10 protein-coding genes and 1 tRNA gene are annotated in these 14554 nt (G+C 64.0%); 4 read left to right on the plus strand and 7 right to left on the minus strand.

Annotated features, from left to right (window positions below; genetic code table 11):
• The first annotated feature begins 54 nt into the window (after positions 1-54).
• Complete coding sequence (locus tag FPP74_RS02040; protein WP_144717000.1) at positions 55-1515, plus strand: hypothetical protein; 1461 nt, start codon at positions 55-57, stop codon at positions 1513-1515.
• Between the two features lie 78 nt (positions 1516-1593).
• Here FPP74_RS02040 and FPP74_RS02045 read toward each other — a convergent pair whose 3' ends face one another.
• The 4 genes from FPP74_RS02045 to secA2 all read right to left on the minus strand — a co-directional run bounded on the left by FPP74_RS02045 (position 1594) and on the right by secA2 (position 6179).
• Complete coding sequence (locus FPP74_RS02045; protein WP_095536560.1) at positions 1594-2169, minus strand: MerR family transcriptional regulator; 576 nt, start codon at positions 2167-2169, stop codon at positions 1594-1596.
• 299 nt (positions 2170-2468) lie between these two features.
• Positions 2469-3215: a MerR family transcriptional regulator gene (locus tag FPP74_RS02050; RefSeq protein ID WP_370511783.1), complete on the minus strand. Its 747-nt coding sequence runs from the start codon at positions 3213-3215 to the stop codon at positions 2469-2471.
• Between the two features lie 80 nt (positions 3216-3295).
• The gene (odhI, locus tag FPP74_RS02055; RefSeq protein ID WP_095276690.1) at positions 3296-3727 is read right to left on the minus strand and encodes an oxoglutarate dehydrogenase inhibitor Odhl; all 432 of its coding nucleotides are present in this window, start codon (positions 3725-3727) and stop codon (positions 3296-3298) included.
• A 160-nt stretch (positions 3728-3887) separates the two neighbouring features.
• Complete coding sequence (gene secA2 / locus FPP74_RS02060; protein WP_144717001.1) at positions 3888-6179, minus strand: accessory Sec system translocase SecA2; 2292 nt, start codon at positions 6177-6179, stop codon at positions 3888-3890.
• Positions 6180-6398: 219 nt separating this feature from the next.
• Between secA2 and FPP74_RS02065 the strand changes: the two genes are divergently transcribed.
• The 3 genes from FPP74_RS02065 (at position 6399) to FPP74_RS02075 (ending at position 8172) form a co-directional block, all read left to right on the plus strand.
• The gene (locus tag FPP74_RS02065; RefSeq protein ID WP_144717002.1) at positions 6399-7604 is read left to right on the plus strand and encodes an alpha/beta fold hydrolase; all 1206 of its coding nucleotides are present in this window, start codon (positions 6399-6401) and stop codon (positions 7602-7604) included.
• Positions 7605-7644: 40 nt separating this feature from the next.
• A complete protein-coding gene (locus FPP74_RS02070) occupies positions 7645-8010 on the plus strand; it encodes a YchJ family protein (protein WP_144717024.1) in 366 nt (121 codons plus the stop codon).
• Between the two features lie 85 nt (positions 8011-8095).
• A tRNA-Pro gene (locus tag FPP74_RS02075) sits at positions 8096-8172 on the plus strand.
• 82 nt (positions 8173-8254) lie between these two features.
• On the opposite strand, the gene FPP74_RS02080 is transcribed toward FPP74_RS02075, so the two are convergent.
• Genes FPP74_RS02080 through FPP74_RS02090 form a run of 3 tightly spaced genes read right to left on the minus strand, consistent with a single transcriptional unit; the run spans position 8255 to position 14461 of the window.
• Positions 8255-11344, minus strand: coding sequence for a type I restriction endonuclease subunit R (locus FPP74_RS02080; protein ID WP_144717003.1), 3090 nt, complete (start codon positions 11342-11344; stop codon positions 8255-8257).
• Positions 11337-12530: a restriction endonuclease subunit S gene (locus FPP74_RS02085; protein WP_144717004.1), complete on the minus strand. Its 1194-nt coding sequence runs from the start codon at positions 12528-12530 to the stop codon at positions 11337-11339. The genes FPP74_RS02080 and FPP74_RS02085 overlap by 8 nt, the downstream gene beginning before the upstream one ends.
• Entirely contained in the window at positions 12527-14461 is a 1935-nt protein-coding gene (locus tag FPP74_RS02090; RefSeq protein ID WP_144717005.1) for a class I SAM-dependent DNA methyltransferase, read from the minus strand. Before FPP74_RS02090 ends, FPP74_RS02085 begins: the two co-directional genes overlap by 4 nt.
• Positions 14462-14554: the final 93 nt, after the last annotated feature.

The raw sequence follows: 14554 nt of genomic DNA on the forward strand, positions 1-14554 counted from the left end.
GGCGCTACCTGCGCGCTGCGCATCCAAGCAGACTCGGCTGACAAGGCGGTATACATGGCACGGCATTCCAACGGTAAGAACAACTACAGGCTGTCCGGCGAGGCGTTGATTGCGCTGCTCGTGGTCCTGCTGCTCATCGCCGGGCTGCTGTGGTTCATCTTCGGTCGCGGTACCGACGCCGACGAGGCGCAGGGCGGCGGCGAGTGCGTCGCCGGCGACGTCACGCTCCCGGTCGCGGCGTCGGACCACGCGGTCGCCGAGCAGCTGCTGAAGACTTACCAGGAGAGCGCGCCCGTGGTCCGTGACCACTGCGTCAAGCCGCAGCTGGTGGACAACGTTGCGGATGCGGCGGTCTACCTCGCGCCGAACACGCCGGTCACGCAGCAGCAGCTGGCGAACGCGAAGCGCACCGCTGCCGTGTCGGAGCCGGCGATCGTGGCCAACCAGCCGGTCGGCCTGTCCGGAAAGGCCGAGGCGAAGCTTGACCAGGTCGGATTGGACAAGATGCGCTTCGCAGCGAGCGACGAGCCGTCGGCGTCAGCCGTCGTCGCCGGGACGCTGGCGAAGGGCGACGACCAGGCGGCGGTGAAGGCGCTGACTGATCAGCGTGTCGACTCGCTCGACGGCTTCGACGGAGCTGACGACACTTTCGTCGCGACGTCCGAGGACGCCGTCCCCGAGGGCCTCACGTTCACCCCGATCGATGCCGCCGTGTCCTACGCGGCGATCCCGCTCAACGCGGCCGGCGACGTGACCGAGGACCAGTCGCGGGCGGGCCAGGACTTGGCGCGTTTCTCGGCCGACAAGTTCGATGGGCAGGACCCGCAGCAGCCCGTGATCGCGGAGATGGTCTGGGCGGCGGCGCTCCCCGAGGGTGGGGCCGCGCTTACCGACGGCACCGCAAACGACGGCGCCGACGCCGCCCACAGCGACGCGAAGGCGAGCGCGAAGAAGGACGCTCCGGAGTCCGATTCCGCGGCCGGCCAGGTGCAGAACACGCTGTTCCTGCTCGACACGTCGGATGGCATGGCACCGTACATCGAGCCGGCGAAGGACGCGGTCGGCGCAGCAGCAGGTGCGGTCGGCGAGCGGGGCAAGATGGTCGGCCTGTGGAACTACTCCTCGCCGCTCAATCCGGGTGTGACGCGCGGGTACCGCGACAACGTCGCATTGACGGGTAACGCGGGCGACGTCGACCAGGCGGTGCATCGTTTCCTCACCGGCGGCGTTCCGCAGACCCGCGAGGCGGTCCTCGCCGCGGCCGGCGCCGCTGCGCAGTGGGGCGAGCCAGTGCGGATCGTCGTGGTGACCACCGGCACCGCTGACGCCGGAAACGACGAGGAGTTTGCCAACGCGGTCAGGCCGTTCACCGACCAGGGCGTCGACGTCACGGTGGTGCACGTCGGCGGCGAGCCGCAGGACCAGGGGCTGCGCAATGTCGCGTCATCCGACCAGCACGTCGATGGTGCCGAGGGGCTTACCGACGCCGTGAAGTCGGCCGCCGGCGTGAAGTAGGCGCGGGGACGCCCTCGGGCGTAAAAAATCGCGCCCCGATCAGTGCGGGGCGCGATGGTGGGAGTGGAGCAGAACCGGCTAGGAGGACTTGCGGCGACGGCGCGCGGCGAGCTCGTCAATCCCGGTGACCTCTGCGACCGGGGCGTCGTCCTCGGTAATCACGCGCTCCGCCGGGAACGCGGAGATGGTGCCCGAAAGCTCCTTCATAATCTGCGGCACGGCGATGCCGAACACGCCCTGGCCGCCGCCGAGAAGGTCGATGATCTCCTCGTTGCTGCGGCATTCGTAGACCGTTGCGCCGTCCGAGACCAGGGTGATCTCCGCGATGTCGTTCACACCGCGGTCGCGCAGCTTCTCCACCGCGAGGCGGATGTTCTGCAGCGAGATGCCAGTGTCAAGCAGGCGCTTCACAATCTTCAGCACCAGCACGTCCTTGAACGAGTAAAGGCGCTGGGAGCCGGAGCCTTTTGCGCCGCGGATCGACGGACGGACGAGCTCGGTGCGCGCCCAGTAGTCGAGCTGGCGGTACGTAATGCCGGCAACCTGGCAGGCGATGGGCACGCGGTACCCCACCTCATCCGACGGTCCGATGTCAAAGAGCGACTCCTGGATGGGGGCGTCGCCGGTAGTGCCGTGTCCGTTGTGTGTAGTCACGTAATTACTCCCATGAAGTTTGGCGTAGTGCCTATGTGCTTTATTAAATGCCAAGCATAGGCTTTCGGTCAACCTTTGCTCGCGCAACACGCCGAACTCTAACCCTCAACTTCACGTTGAGACTCCCCTCGCCCCACCAACCACATGCGCCCCACCAGCCGCAGCAGTCGCGTGGCGTGCGGATTCCGCGTCCGCACGCGGGCCGAGCCACGCCCCTCCCCCGAAATTGGGTAGCGCACAGGAACGCCCCCGCGGCGCACCTGGATGGAGGCGGGCGGGGGCGGTGGCGTCGTGAAGCGCTAGTGGCCCAGTCGGTGGCGGAGCTGATTCTTCACCAGCGACGCGTGCAGCGAGACGACGAGCGCGGACATCTGCTGGCCGGTCTCCTCGGCCTGCTGCTGCGCGGTGTCCTTGCCGGACTTCGCAATCGGCTCCGCGACGCGGGCGATGAGGTCGACCTGGCGCGCTGCGGCGGTGCGCAGCGTCTTCAGGTGGCGGATGTCCACGCCGAACTCGCCGAGGGAGAGCGCGGTCGTGACCACCTGGACGTCGTCGGCCGTGTAGTAGCCGGCCGCGTCCGGGCTAATCAGCCCGGCTTTGGTCAGCTCGGCGACGGTTGCCGCGTCGGTCTCAGCCTGCGCGGCCACGTCGGTCTCGGTGAGCTTGGTGGATGCGGGCGCCCGGAAGTTCTCCGGCGACACCATCGGCGCGCCGCTTTCCGCGTCGGGCGCCATCAGGGCGGCGACCTCGCCCGAATCCATCGCCTCGAGCTGCTCGCGGATCACCTTCAGCGGCAGGTAGTTGTCGCGCTGGGTGACCAGGATGTAGCGGAGGCGCTCCACGTCCGCGTCGGTGAAGCGGCGGTAGCCGGACGCGGTGCGCTGCGGGGTGATGAGCCCCTCGGACTCCAGGTAGCGAATCTTGGAGACGGTCACGTCCGGGAACTCCTCGCGGAGGCGTTCAAGGACCACGCCGATCGACATGGTTTTCGCCTGCTGGGTCGTGCCCGTCGGCTTCAGCGGGGAAGTTTTGCGGAGTGCGCTCACTGGTGGTGGATCTTTCGTTGCGTAAAGAGCGCCCCGTTGTCAGGGGCGCGGGTACGTGGGGGGCTCTGGTCGGAGCGAGTCTACTTCTCGTCCGCGATAAAGACGAGGCGGAACTTGCCGATCTGGATCTCGTCGCCCGTGGACAGCGTCTGGGAGTTGCGCGGCTCGCGGTTGACGTAGGTGCCGTTGAGCGATCCCACATCGACGACCTCGAAAGAGTCCTCGGTGCGGCGGAACTCTGCGTGGCGGCGGGACACGGTGACGTCATCGAGGAAGATGTCTGCCTCCGGGTGGCGGCCCGCGGTGGTCGAGTCCTGGTCCAGCAGGAAGCGAGCGCCGGCGTTCGGGCCGCGCTTAACTACCAGCAGTGCCGCGCCCTCGGGGAGGTTTTCCGCGCCGGTGATGCCGTCCTTGGAGGCGGACGCGCCAGACTCCATCTCCTTCAGCAGGTCCGCACGGAACACCGACGTCGTTTCCACCTGGTTCTGCGGGTTACCGGTGTTATCGCTCATCACTTACTCCTGACTATGTGTGAAATCGGCGCGTCCCGCGTGCACGGGCCAGCGAGGCGCACCAATGTCGAGGTTTTCAGTTAGCTGCCTGTCATACTACCGGCTCGAGGCTCCCGCGGGGGTGTTTGCCACCACTCCACAGGATTTGCCCACCTCTCGCCTACCGGAAAATATTGCCGATACCGGAGATCACGCTGTTGCCCGACCCGGCCAGCGGGTTGTCCGAGACCATGTAAGTCCAGGTGGCGCTGGGCCGCTTCCAGCCGGCGTCGGCGAGGTGGGCGCCGTTGGCGTCGATAGGCACCTGCTCGAACGTGTCGACTGCCTGCTCGACGGCCCGGTTGGCCAGCTCCTTGAACTCACGGACGGCGATGCGGTGGTACTCGGTGATCGGGGTTTCTCGGGCGATGGCGCGCAGGTGGATGGACTCGCGCACGTCGTCCATGAGCCCGAGGTACTCCGACCACTCGGTGTCGAGGTGGTAGAGCATGATGTCGCGGGCCGCCTGCTCCCGGACTTCCTGCGGCAGGTGCTCCAGCTCCGCGGCGCGCTGCGGGCTACGCTCGGCGAGCTCGCGCCACGCGGTATCGGTGTCCAGGAGGGCCGCGCGGCGCTGGTCAAGGATGTCGCGGTGGTCGGCGAGCAGCTTGTTGTACTTCCAGGTCTGGGAGTGGATCTCCAGCAGCTGGCCTTCGGTGACGCGCTGGCAGTGCTCGACAAACTGCTGAATGCGGTTGGATTCGATCCGGCCGGTCTCGTCCGGGTGGGCGGTGACCTGTTCGTCCGCGCCGCCCGTGGCCACGACGTCATCCTCCAGCGAGACGAAGAACAGGCTCAGGCCCGGGTCGCCCTGGCGGCCAGCGCGCCCGCGGAGCTGGTTGTCCAGGCGTGCGGAGCGGTGGCGCGCAGTACCGATGACCGCCAGGCCCCCGAGCGCCGCGACCTTGTCGTGATCCGCCTCGTCCGCACCGCCGAGGCGGATGTCGGTGCCACGGCCGGCCATCTGCGTCGAGACGGTCACGCGGCCGAGGTCGCCCGCCTCTGCGATGATGCGGGCCTCCTCTGCGTCGTTTTTCGCGTTGAGCACGTTCACGGACACGCCGCGGGCCTCCAGCGCCTCGGCGAGCGCCTCGGATTCTGCGACATCGTGGGTGCCCACGAGCACCGGCTGGCGGGTCGAGTTCAGGTGCGCAACCTCGTCGACGATGGCCTTGTTCTTCTCCTCCATCGTGGCGTAGATGCGGTCCGCCTCGTCGAAGCGCTGCAGCTCGTTGGCCCGGTCAATCACAGCGACGTGGAGGTCGTAGAACGAGCGGAGCTGGTCGGTAGCTTCGACCGCGGTGCCGGTCATCCCGCACACGGTTGGGTAGCGACGCATCAGCGCTTGGAGCGTAATGGAGTCCAGGATCCGGCCGCCCTCAGAGACGGTGAGGCCTTCCTTGGCTTCCACGGCCGCCTGCAGGCCGTCCGGCCAGCGCTGCAGTTCGGCGACGCGGCCGCGGGAGGCGTCGACAAGCGCGACCTTGCCGTCCTCCACGATGTAGTGGACGTCGCGGATCAGCAGCGCCTTCGCGTGCAGGGCGAGGTTGACGCGCACGAGGGTGTCGCCAATCTGCCCGTCGCCGTAGAGCGAGTCGATGCCCAGCAGGCGTTCCACGTGCTCGGCGCCTTCGTCGGTGAGGAAGACGTTGCGCCCCTCGGCGTCGATCGCGTAGTCCTTGCCCTCGCGCAAGTGGGAGACGGCCTCGGTGATGCGCCCGGTGGTCTGGGTCGCTCCTTCGGAGCCGGCGAGGACGAGGGGGACGAGGGCTTCGTCGACAAGCACGCTGTCCGCCTCGTCGACCAGGGCGACGTCCGCCGGGGCCTGGACGGTCTGAGCGCGCGAGGTGATCTGGTTGTCCCGCAGGTGGTCGAAGCCGATTTCAGTAACGGGCGCGTAGACGATGTCGCTGCGGTAGGCGGCAGTGCGCTCCTCGCGGGAGCTGTTCTCCGTCACGGAGGCGACGCGCAGGCCGAAGAATTCGACGAGCGGGCGCATCCATTCCGCATCGCGATCCGCCAGGTAATTGTTCACGGTGATGACGTGGACGCGCTTGCCGGTCAGCCCGAACCCCGTGGCCGCCATCGCGCCGACAAGCGTCTTGCCCTCACCGGTGGCCATCTGGATGACGTCGCCCTCGAGCAGGCGCAGGACCGCCTGGTTCTGCACGTCGAACGGCAGCAAGCCGAGCGTGCGTTTGGATGCGACCGACAGGATGGCAAGGAAGCGCTGCTTGTCCTTGATCGCGCCGTCGGAGACGGTGTCACGGATGGCGGCGGCCAGCGCGGCGTCGTCAAGCTGCTCAATGCTCGGGATCAGCTCGTGGGCGCCGGCAACGATGCCCTTGGATTTCTTGTTGTTGCGCTCAGATGCTGAGCCCATGGCCTTCCAGAACCAGTCGAATGCTCCCATACGCTTGACCGTCCTTCCTCGTCGCACTGTGATCGCTCTGCATCGCTCTGTCGCCGCAGTATTGCCTCAAAGTTTAGGCGCAGCGGCTTTACCCCCGCGATGCAGGTCGCGGGAGGACTGTTGTTGCTAGCTTATTTGTGCCTTAGATTGTATTGAAGCCAGTCTCGCAGCAGCCTCGAAGCAGCGCGAATCAACCACACACAAGGGGAAGTCCGCGACATGAAATCTCTCAACCTGAAAATTCCGTCCTCCACGGGCGTGGAGCTTGCCGCAACGATGGACCGCCCGGACGGCCCGGCGAAGGCGTACGCCATTTTCGCGCACTGCTTCGCGGGCTCGCGCCACACCCCCGGCGCATCGCGTATTTCCAAGCGCCTGACGGAGCACGGGATTGCCACCGTGCGCTTCGACTTCCCCGGCCTGGGGCAGTCCAAGGGCGAGTTCGCCGAGACCTCGTTTAACCAAAACGTTGATGACATCGTGGCCGTGGCGCAGTGGATGGAGGAGAACTACACCGCCCCGCAGCTGATTATGGGCCACTCGCTCGGCGGCGCGGCAACGCTCAAGGCCGCGACGCGCCCGGAGCTGAAGAAGATGCTCAAGATGGTGGCCACCGTCGGCGCGCCCTTCGATCCCGCCCACTCCGTGTTGCACTACGCCGACAAGATCGGCGAGGCGGATCGCAACGGCTCGGTGCACGTCACGCTGGGCGGCCGCGACCTGGTCATCTCGCGTCACTTCCTCGAGGACCTCGCGGAGACCAACCCGGAAGAGTACCTGGGCAAGATCCGTAAACCGCTGCTGCTGGTGCACTCGCCTATCGACGTCACCGTGGGCATCGACAACGCCCAGTCCATCTTCCAGCTCACCCGCTACCCCAAGTCGCTCATGGCACTGGACAAGGCCGATCACCTGCTCACGCGCCAGGGCACCGCGCAACGCGCCGCCGACATCATCGGCTCGTGGGCGCAGCAGTACATCGTGCCGGAGTTCACCCCGGAGCCGACAGGCGATTCGAACGCGATCTCCTACTCCGCCCGCGGCACCAAGTACGGCGATGTGGTGCGCACTTCTAACCGCGAGATCACTACGGACCGCGCGAAGAACGCCGGCGGCAAGGGCCAGGGCGTCACGTCCACCGGCCTGTTCATGTCCGCGCTGGCGGCCTCGTGCTCGCAGGCCATCAGGAGCGCGGCCAAGGGCATGAAGCTTGACGACGTCCGCGTGGAAGTCACCCACGACGCCGACACCACCTTCACCCGCCACATCACGCTCTACGGCGACCTCACCGACGAGCAGGTCCAGACGCTGCGCGCCGCCGGCGCCGCGTCCACCGTCGACGGTTACATTGCCGCAGGCGACATCACGACCACGGTAGATACCGCCACCGTCGAGCAGCGCCGCAAGCGCGACAAGCAGCGCTAACGTGGCGGGCGTCAGGCGGCAACAGCCGCGCATCGCGGACATGCAACCGTGCCCCTGCGGCACCGGTAAGCCCTACGCGGCGTGCTGCGGCGCGCTCCACCGAGGCGCCAAGGCACCGACCGCCGAGGCGTTGATGCGCTCGCGCTACACCGCCTTCGTGGGCGGCCTCGCGGACTACCTCCACTCCACCTGGGCGAAGGCAACGCGCCCGGCGTTGTCGGAGCTTCCCACCGAGGGCCTTGCGTTCAATCGCCTGCAGATTGTGCGCACCCAGGGCGGCTCACTCTTCGATTCCGAGGGCGTGGTCGAGTTTGCGGCCTACTCCCCCGCCGGCGTGCAGCGCGAGGTCTCGCGCTTCGTCCGCGAGGACGGCGCGTGGGTCTACCTGGACGGCGATGTGCAGTAGCAAGGTTTGCCCGCTGACCTGGCAATTTTCCGTTTCGAGTGACAGTGTTGTAATCTAGCCGAGTTACCGCGAATGCAGTAACGGACGGGCTGTGGCGCAGTTTGGTAGCGCACCACACTGGGGGTGTGGGGGTCGCAGGTTCAAATCCTGTCAGTCCGACCACTTTTCTTTTTTGGGGGATAATTGGACGAACCGGCGCGAAACGCGCCGGTCATTTGCGTGCTCATCCGTCTAGAGACTCCGGCTACTCGTCTAATTCCCCCATCTCCTTCGCGGCATACATGAGTTCCGCCAGCGCACCGACAACGCCACGCAGCACGTCGCGATCACTCGACAGCAGAGCGTCGCGCTGTTTGCGTTCTTCGATTCCAGAGAAAATCGCTTTGGTCGCCTCGCCCTGGAAACGCTTGGAGCGCTTCAACTGTTCCTTATTGTTGGTCCGCCCCAGCTTGCGGGCCTCCGGCTGCTGTGACAGCGTGCCCCAGGCCGCGACAATCATCTGTGCGGTTTCTCCAGAGGACACATCGACTCCGGCCAGCGAGAAGATGTCGTTGACCTTTTCAACTGCCTCATCGAACGCCGCACGAAGTGGAGTCGAATCGCCGCCGAGGGCGACCTCAAAGGTGGGCACCTTCAGTGCCTCTCCTCCCCCATCAGTCAGCGAGCGGTTGACCTCTGCCTCGCCCTGTGTAATCGCCACACCCGCCAGTGAGATTCCGGTGATAAAGTCCTCGTCCTCATCGTCGTGCTCGGAGAGGTGGAGGTTGCGCTCCAGCACCGCCGCGAGCATGGCTCGCTTGGAAACCTCCGCATCCGCGTAGGCGACAATCTGGGATAGAAACTCATATGCGTGGCGGTACTTTTCGGCGTTGGCTTTAAAGTCCCGCGCGGCCACGCGCCCCTCCTTGCCCGAGTCGCGCCGGGTGCGCCACCGCTTGATGATCTCGCCTGCGGCGCCCCTCAACGCCTCTGAATCGGAGCCTGCCATGTACGCCTGGGCGACCGTCTCCATCTCCTCTGGGGTGTAGAACCCGGCGGTATCCAACTCGTCGCCAAGCGTGTGCAACGAGTTCGGGTCGATGTCGGTGTCAATCTCGGCGCCCGCGTAGTAGCGCCTAAAGTCTTTGACGATGAGCTCTGGGTCGTTGACAAAGTCCACCACCATCGGCGTGGGCTTGCCCGGGAAAATGCGGTTGAGCCGAGAGAGGGTTTGTACGGTGGTGACACCGGAGAGTTGCTTATCTACATACATCGCGCACAGTCGGGGTTCGTTAAAGCCGGTCTGGAACTTATTCGCCACGATGATGACCCGGTACTCCGTATCGTCATTCTTGAACGCCTGCTCGACGTCCGAAACGCCGTTGAGTTGTACCTCGGTCACTGGCTCGGCATCCTCGTCAACGCGCACCGAGTCGGAGAACGCAACCAGCGAACGGAAATCATAGCCGTTTTCGGCGATGTAGCGGTTCATCTCCTCCGACCAGCGCACCGCAGCTTTTCGCGACGAGGTCACGACCATTGCGCGCGCCTCCCCGCCCAAATGATGGGCGACGTTGCGGCGGAAATGCTCAATGACCACCTCCACCTTTTGCGCAATCGAGGTCGGGTGCAGGCGGACAAAGCGGACCATATCGGTCACCGCGGCCGATTCATCCACCTCCTCGGTCCGCCCCAACTCGTCGCGCACCTCTGCCCACATCTGGTAGGTCGAGTAGTTGCCGAGGACGTCGAGAATGAAGCCCTCTTCAATGGCTTGGCCCATCGGGTAGGTGTCGAACGCGATGAAGTGCCCGTCCGGGGTTTCGGTACCGAAAAGGCGCAGTGTCTTGCCTTTAGGAGTAGCGGTCAGCGCGATAAACGTCATGTTCGCTGCGACCGCGATAGCCTCCTGCCGCAATTCCAGCAAGTCATCTGCGGTGTACTCTTCGTCTTCATCTAGTTCGACGTCCGTAAGCAGCTCGCGCAGCGCGGACGCGCTCGACCCAGTCTGGGAGGAGTGCGCCTCATCTGCAATAACGCACCAGCGTCGCCCGGCGAGTCTCTCACTTTCCTCGAGCATTTTCAGAACGTGAGGGAACGTCTGGAGGGTACAGGTGATGATGTGGTCGCCGTCTTCAATGGCTTGGCGTAGTTGTGGCGACTTCGCGCCGGAGTGTTCACCGACGGAGACGACAAGTTCCAGGGAGGCGTCGATCATCTGCATGTCCTGGCGGATATTCGTGTCGAGCGCCGTGCGGTCAGTGACTACGATGATGGAGTCGAACGTCTTTTCCCCGTCCACGCCCACATGCCGGATCAAACGGTGTGCGAGCCACGCGATTGTCTTCGTCTTGCCGGAACCCGCGGAATGCTCGATCAAGTAGCGGCCGCCGGGCCCGCGCTTTGTCACATCCCGGGTGACGCGCTCGACGGCGCGCAGTTGGTGGTAGCGAGGGAAGATGAGCTTGCCGCCCGGTGTTCCCCGCTTCGGCTTGGCGTCAGGCTCCCATACGGCGAAGTCGCGCAAGATACGCAGAAACATCTCTCGTTCCAGCACGTCCTCCCACAAGTAGGAGGACTCCGACTTGCCCGGAATTGGCGGGTTGCCCGCGCCCCCGTCAACGCCCCGATTAAACGGCAGGAAGTAGGTATCGGTGCCTTTCAACGCAGTGGTCATGTGAACCTCGGCGTTGGAGACCGCGAAGTGGACCAGGCAGCGCCCAGGGAGCAGCAAACGGCGCGAAGCGCTGGGAACACGGTCCTCCCGGTACTGCTTACGCGCGAGGGCGACCGACTGGGTGTTGTCGGTTTTCAGCTCCATGGTCACCACGGGGATACCGTTGACGGTGAGCACAAGGTCGATGGTCTCGTTCGTCTTCGGATCGAAGTGAACCTGACGGAGAACGCGCAGCACGTTCTTCTCTGCGCGCTCGGTCGCCGCTGTAATCAGCGGGTTCGCCGGTGGGAACTCGACCATCGGCCCGAAGGACGCAGAACGCGCGCCAACTTGGGCGTATTTAAATCCCTCCCGCAGAGTGCCAAGTAGCCCGCCGAGGGTCCGCTTCGACTGCGGGTCCTTGCGGGTCTTCGTTTCCAGACGGCCGGCGATGTGCTCTAGGAGTTTGCGCTCGGCTGTTGCTCGGGTCTGACCCGTTGCGTCTGCCGGGACCGCCTTTTCGTACTCGTCCGGGTATCGGGAGGAAAGCCACTTCAAGACGTCCGCCGAGTAGAGCGCGAGTCGGCGGTCCCACCCGTCGTCGTTCTTGCCTTCCTCATAGGTCCAGCCGCGCTTGGAAAGCGCGGTGCAGATGGCGTTTTCGTGAGCGTGCTCGCTGGTGATCCTGGGTTTATGCATTGGTGGTCTCCTGGGTGATGGGGACGTTGATTTGGCCGGTCACCGCAGCAGCAATGACGGCGGCGCGACGCTCGGCGAGCAGGTCGCGGAGTTCGGCGATGTCGGCGAGGATGGCGTCGATCTCGGCAGTTTCGCGGTCAATCTCGTCGACAATGCGTTGCTGCTCATCGAGGCTAGGGAGCGGAAGTTTTAGGTCGGACAGCATGTGCATACGGAGAGATGCAACGGTAGAACTAGCGCCTCCATGCAGGACTGTGTCGGGAAATATCCGGGTAAATGCCTCAAAGAAATAGCGAGGATTGACACCTCTAAAGTTAGTGAGTGCGTAGACACGCTGATGGACTTTCATCTTCCCCTCAGCGTAGTGGAATACCTTTCCAACACCCGCGCCGTCCCCGGCGGTGAGCACGGCTGGTCCTTCTATATCCCAACCAGATGAGCTTAAGACATTGTTCGACCTGACGTAGAAAGGATACTCACCATCCTCCGCTGCGTCCTGGGTATCGCCGTAACCAGTACCGATGTCACAAAGAAACTTCACTTGAACGTTTGGTGCGGTAGCCTCGGAGTTTCCTGCCCGATCTAGCGCGCGGTAGAACCCCGCGATACGTCGCTCAGTCAACAGCATCTCCATCTCGTCCAGGTCGGCGCTCATGGCGTCGACCTCCGCGGTCTCTCGGTCGAGGTAGTCCGCAATGGCGCGCTGGGTTTGGAGAGTTGGTAGTGGGAGCCGAAAACGGCCCACCTTTTCGGCGGTGAAGTGGGGCAGCGTCGCCGTGCTTACTTCCAGTTCAATCTGTCGGTCTGTTTGGGCGTGTTGGAGGGAGTAGTAGATGTGTTTCCCCACCGAAACACCCGGGTAAGGACGCACACGGACAATAGAGTTTTGAAAACCCCACCCGTCCAAATCGTCATCGAGGTAAGCGGAACGGCCATATCCTGCCCCACCTTCTACAATCACCACGTCGCCCTTTTGGAGGTTGAGACGGTCGAGTTCGGAGGGCGAAAAATACATCTGTTGCTCACCCACATCAAGTGAGAGTGTGCCCGGAGCCGGCAGGTGGGCCGCTCGGAGATACGGGCGAAGTTCGTCGGTCTCATTCTTCCTGGTGGGTTGTACCATCTTCCCGAGCGTGACCTCACCGAGAAGTGAGATAGGGACCATTCTGGCCTTAGTCGTGGTCACTCCCGCACCTCCGCAAACTTCTCCGCCAGACGCCCCATCACCGCGGATACGTCCGCGTCAATTTCATCTAACGGACGCACCGGCTCCGGTGTGTAGAACACCCGCTTAAACGGAATCTCGTAGCCTACCTTCGCGGCTTCCTTATCCCAGTTCGCATCGGGAGCGAATGGGACAACCTCGCGTTGCATGTGCTCGTCTACGTCCTCTGTCAGCGGGATCCGTTCGGTCATCGTGAACACCGGGTCCAGCACCGGCTTCCCTTTCCGGTCCACCGCGGGCTCCGCGGTCTCGTCCGGCACACCGACGGCTTTGAGTGCTACGTCGATAACACCGGCAGGCATTTTCACCCCGCGGTGATTCGCTGCCGTCTTCATCGCTTCCGGCAGGTCGTTGAATGTCACGCTGGCGACGTCGCTAAGCACGTCGGCGTGCTCGGGGACGGCAGACTTGTGCGCGAGCACCGTCGCCACAGCCTCCGGGGTGACCTCGACACGCAGTCGCGCCTGCTTGGTTACCTTCACATCCCTGAATCCCAGATCGTCCGGTGTGAGCACCTTCGACATCTCGGTGTTTTCGAACGCCGAGTACTCCTCGACCACTCGCTTGCGGTCGCCTTCCTTCATTTCGCGGCGTTTATCGCCCAACCCCTTATCGGGGGCAGACCAGCACTCGGAAGCGTCGATGAGCTGCACGAAGCCCTTGCGGTGGACTTCCTTGTTTGTGTCGAGAATCCAGACGTAGGTCGAAATTCCCGTCCCGTAAAACATATTGGTGGGCAGCTGAATAATTGCGTCTACCAGGTCGCTTTCCAGCAGCCACGCCCGGATCCGGTCGGGACCGGAACCAGGGCCGCCGGTAAACAGCGGCGACCCGTTGGAGACAACGGCACCGCGGCCACCAGAGCCGTTCGCACCAGCAGGCATGAGTTTGGAAGCAACGTGGGAAAGGAACAGCATTTGCCCGTCGTCCTTCGAGGGAAGACCGTGGCTAAATCGCGATCCCGGCACCTTGGCCTGCTCTTTTACTGACTTCTGCTGTACCTGCCAGTCCGTGCCGAATGGTGGGTTGGACAGGATGTACTCGAACTGTTCGCCCTCGTAGAGGTCGGTGAGCAAAGTGTCGCCGTGGCGGATTGCGTCTGGTTCACCGCCCTGGATGAGCAGGTCCGCCTTGCCAATCGCGTACCCAGTCGACATGAGTTCCTGGCCGGCAAGCACGACCTCGATGTCGGGGTTGAGCTCCTTCAGTGCCCGCTCGGCAACGAGCAGCATGCCGCCGGTACCTGCCGTGGGATCGTAAACGGTACGCGAAGCACCGTCCCTGGTCAGGCCCACATCGTCGGAGGCGAACAGGATGTCCACCATGAGCCGGATGGCGTCGCGCGGAGTGTAGAAGGCACCTGCGGCCTTGCCTTTGGTGTTGAACGCCTTGTACATGACGTGTTCGAAGAGGTCGCCCATCTGCGCGTCTGGCAACGACTCCATGCTCATGTCGATGGTGGCGAAGTGCTTCACTACAGGCCACAGACGGTTCGCGGCGTCGAGCGTTTTCATCTTCACCTCGAAGTCGAAGGCATCCCAGATGTCGCGAACGGAGCCCGAGAACGCATCGACGTACCCCATTAGCGCGTCGAAGACATGGTCGTCGAGTTTGGCGATGGAGGTCAGGTCCAACCGGGAGGTGTTGTAGAAGGACAGACCGAATCGGGTTTGGACCTCCCACGCAATCATCTCGTCGCTAACCTCCTCTTCCTGGAGGCTCCAGACAAGGTCGAGGACTTTGTCTTTTGTTGGTGCGAGGATGCACTCGAGACGACGCAGGACCGTCATAGGCAGGATGTAGTCGCCGTAGTCTTCCGGCTCGACGATGGACCGCAAGAATCTATCTGCGGTATTCCACACGACGGACTGATTGAGTTCCGCAGTGCTCATGCGGGCGTGCCTCCTTGTAGGCGGGTAAAGCGTTATGCCTCCAAGGTAAAACGGCACGCCAGAGAAACCTCACCGGGACACGCAGACTCCGTC

The organism is Corynebacterium sp. NML180780 (assembly GCF_007786415.1).
GTDB classification, from domain to species: domain Bacteria; phylum Actinomycetota; class Actinomycetes; order Mycobacteriales; family Mycobacteriaceae; genus Corynebacterium; species Corynebacterium gottingense.

What these genes read in the sequence shown, in the direction of transcription:
- FPP74_RS02070 (WP_144717024.1), top strand. Translation starts at nt 7,645, where the DNA reads ATGCAACCGTGCCCCTGCGGCACCGGTAAGCCCTACGCGGCGTGCTGC.
- FPP74_RS02080 (WP_144717003.1), bottom strand. Translation starts at nt 11,344, where the DNA reads ATGCATAAACCCAGGATCACCAGCGAGCACGCTCACGAAAACGCCATC.
- secA2 (WP_144717001.1), bottom strand. Translation starts at nt 6,179, where the DNA reads ATGGGAGCATTCGACTGGTTCTGGAAGGCCATGGGCTCAGCATCTGAG.
- odhI (WP_095276690.1), bottom strand. Translation starts at nt 3,727, where the DNA reads ATGAGCGATAACACCGGTAACCCGCAGAACCAGGTGGAAACGACGTCG.
- FPP74_RS02090 (WP_144717005.1), bottom strand. Translation starts at nt 14,461, where the DNA reads ATGAGCACTGCGGAACTCAATCAGTCCGTCGTGTGGAATACCGCAGAT.
- FPP74_RS02065 (WP_144717002.1), top strand. Translation starts at nt 6,399, where the DNA reads ATGAAATCTCTCAACCTGAAAATTCCGTCCTCCACGGGCGTGGAGCTT.
- FPP74_RS02040 (WP_144717000.1), top strand. Translation starts at nt 55, where the DNA reads ATGGCACGGCATTCCAACGGTAAGAACAACTACAGGCTGTCCGGCGAG.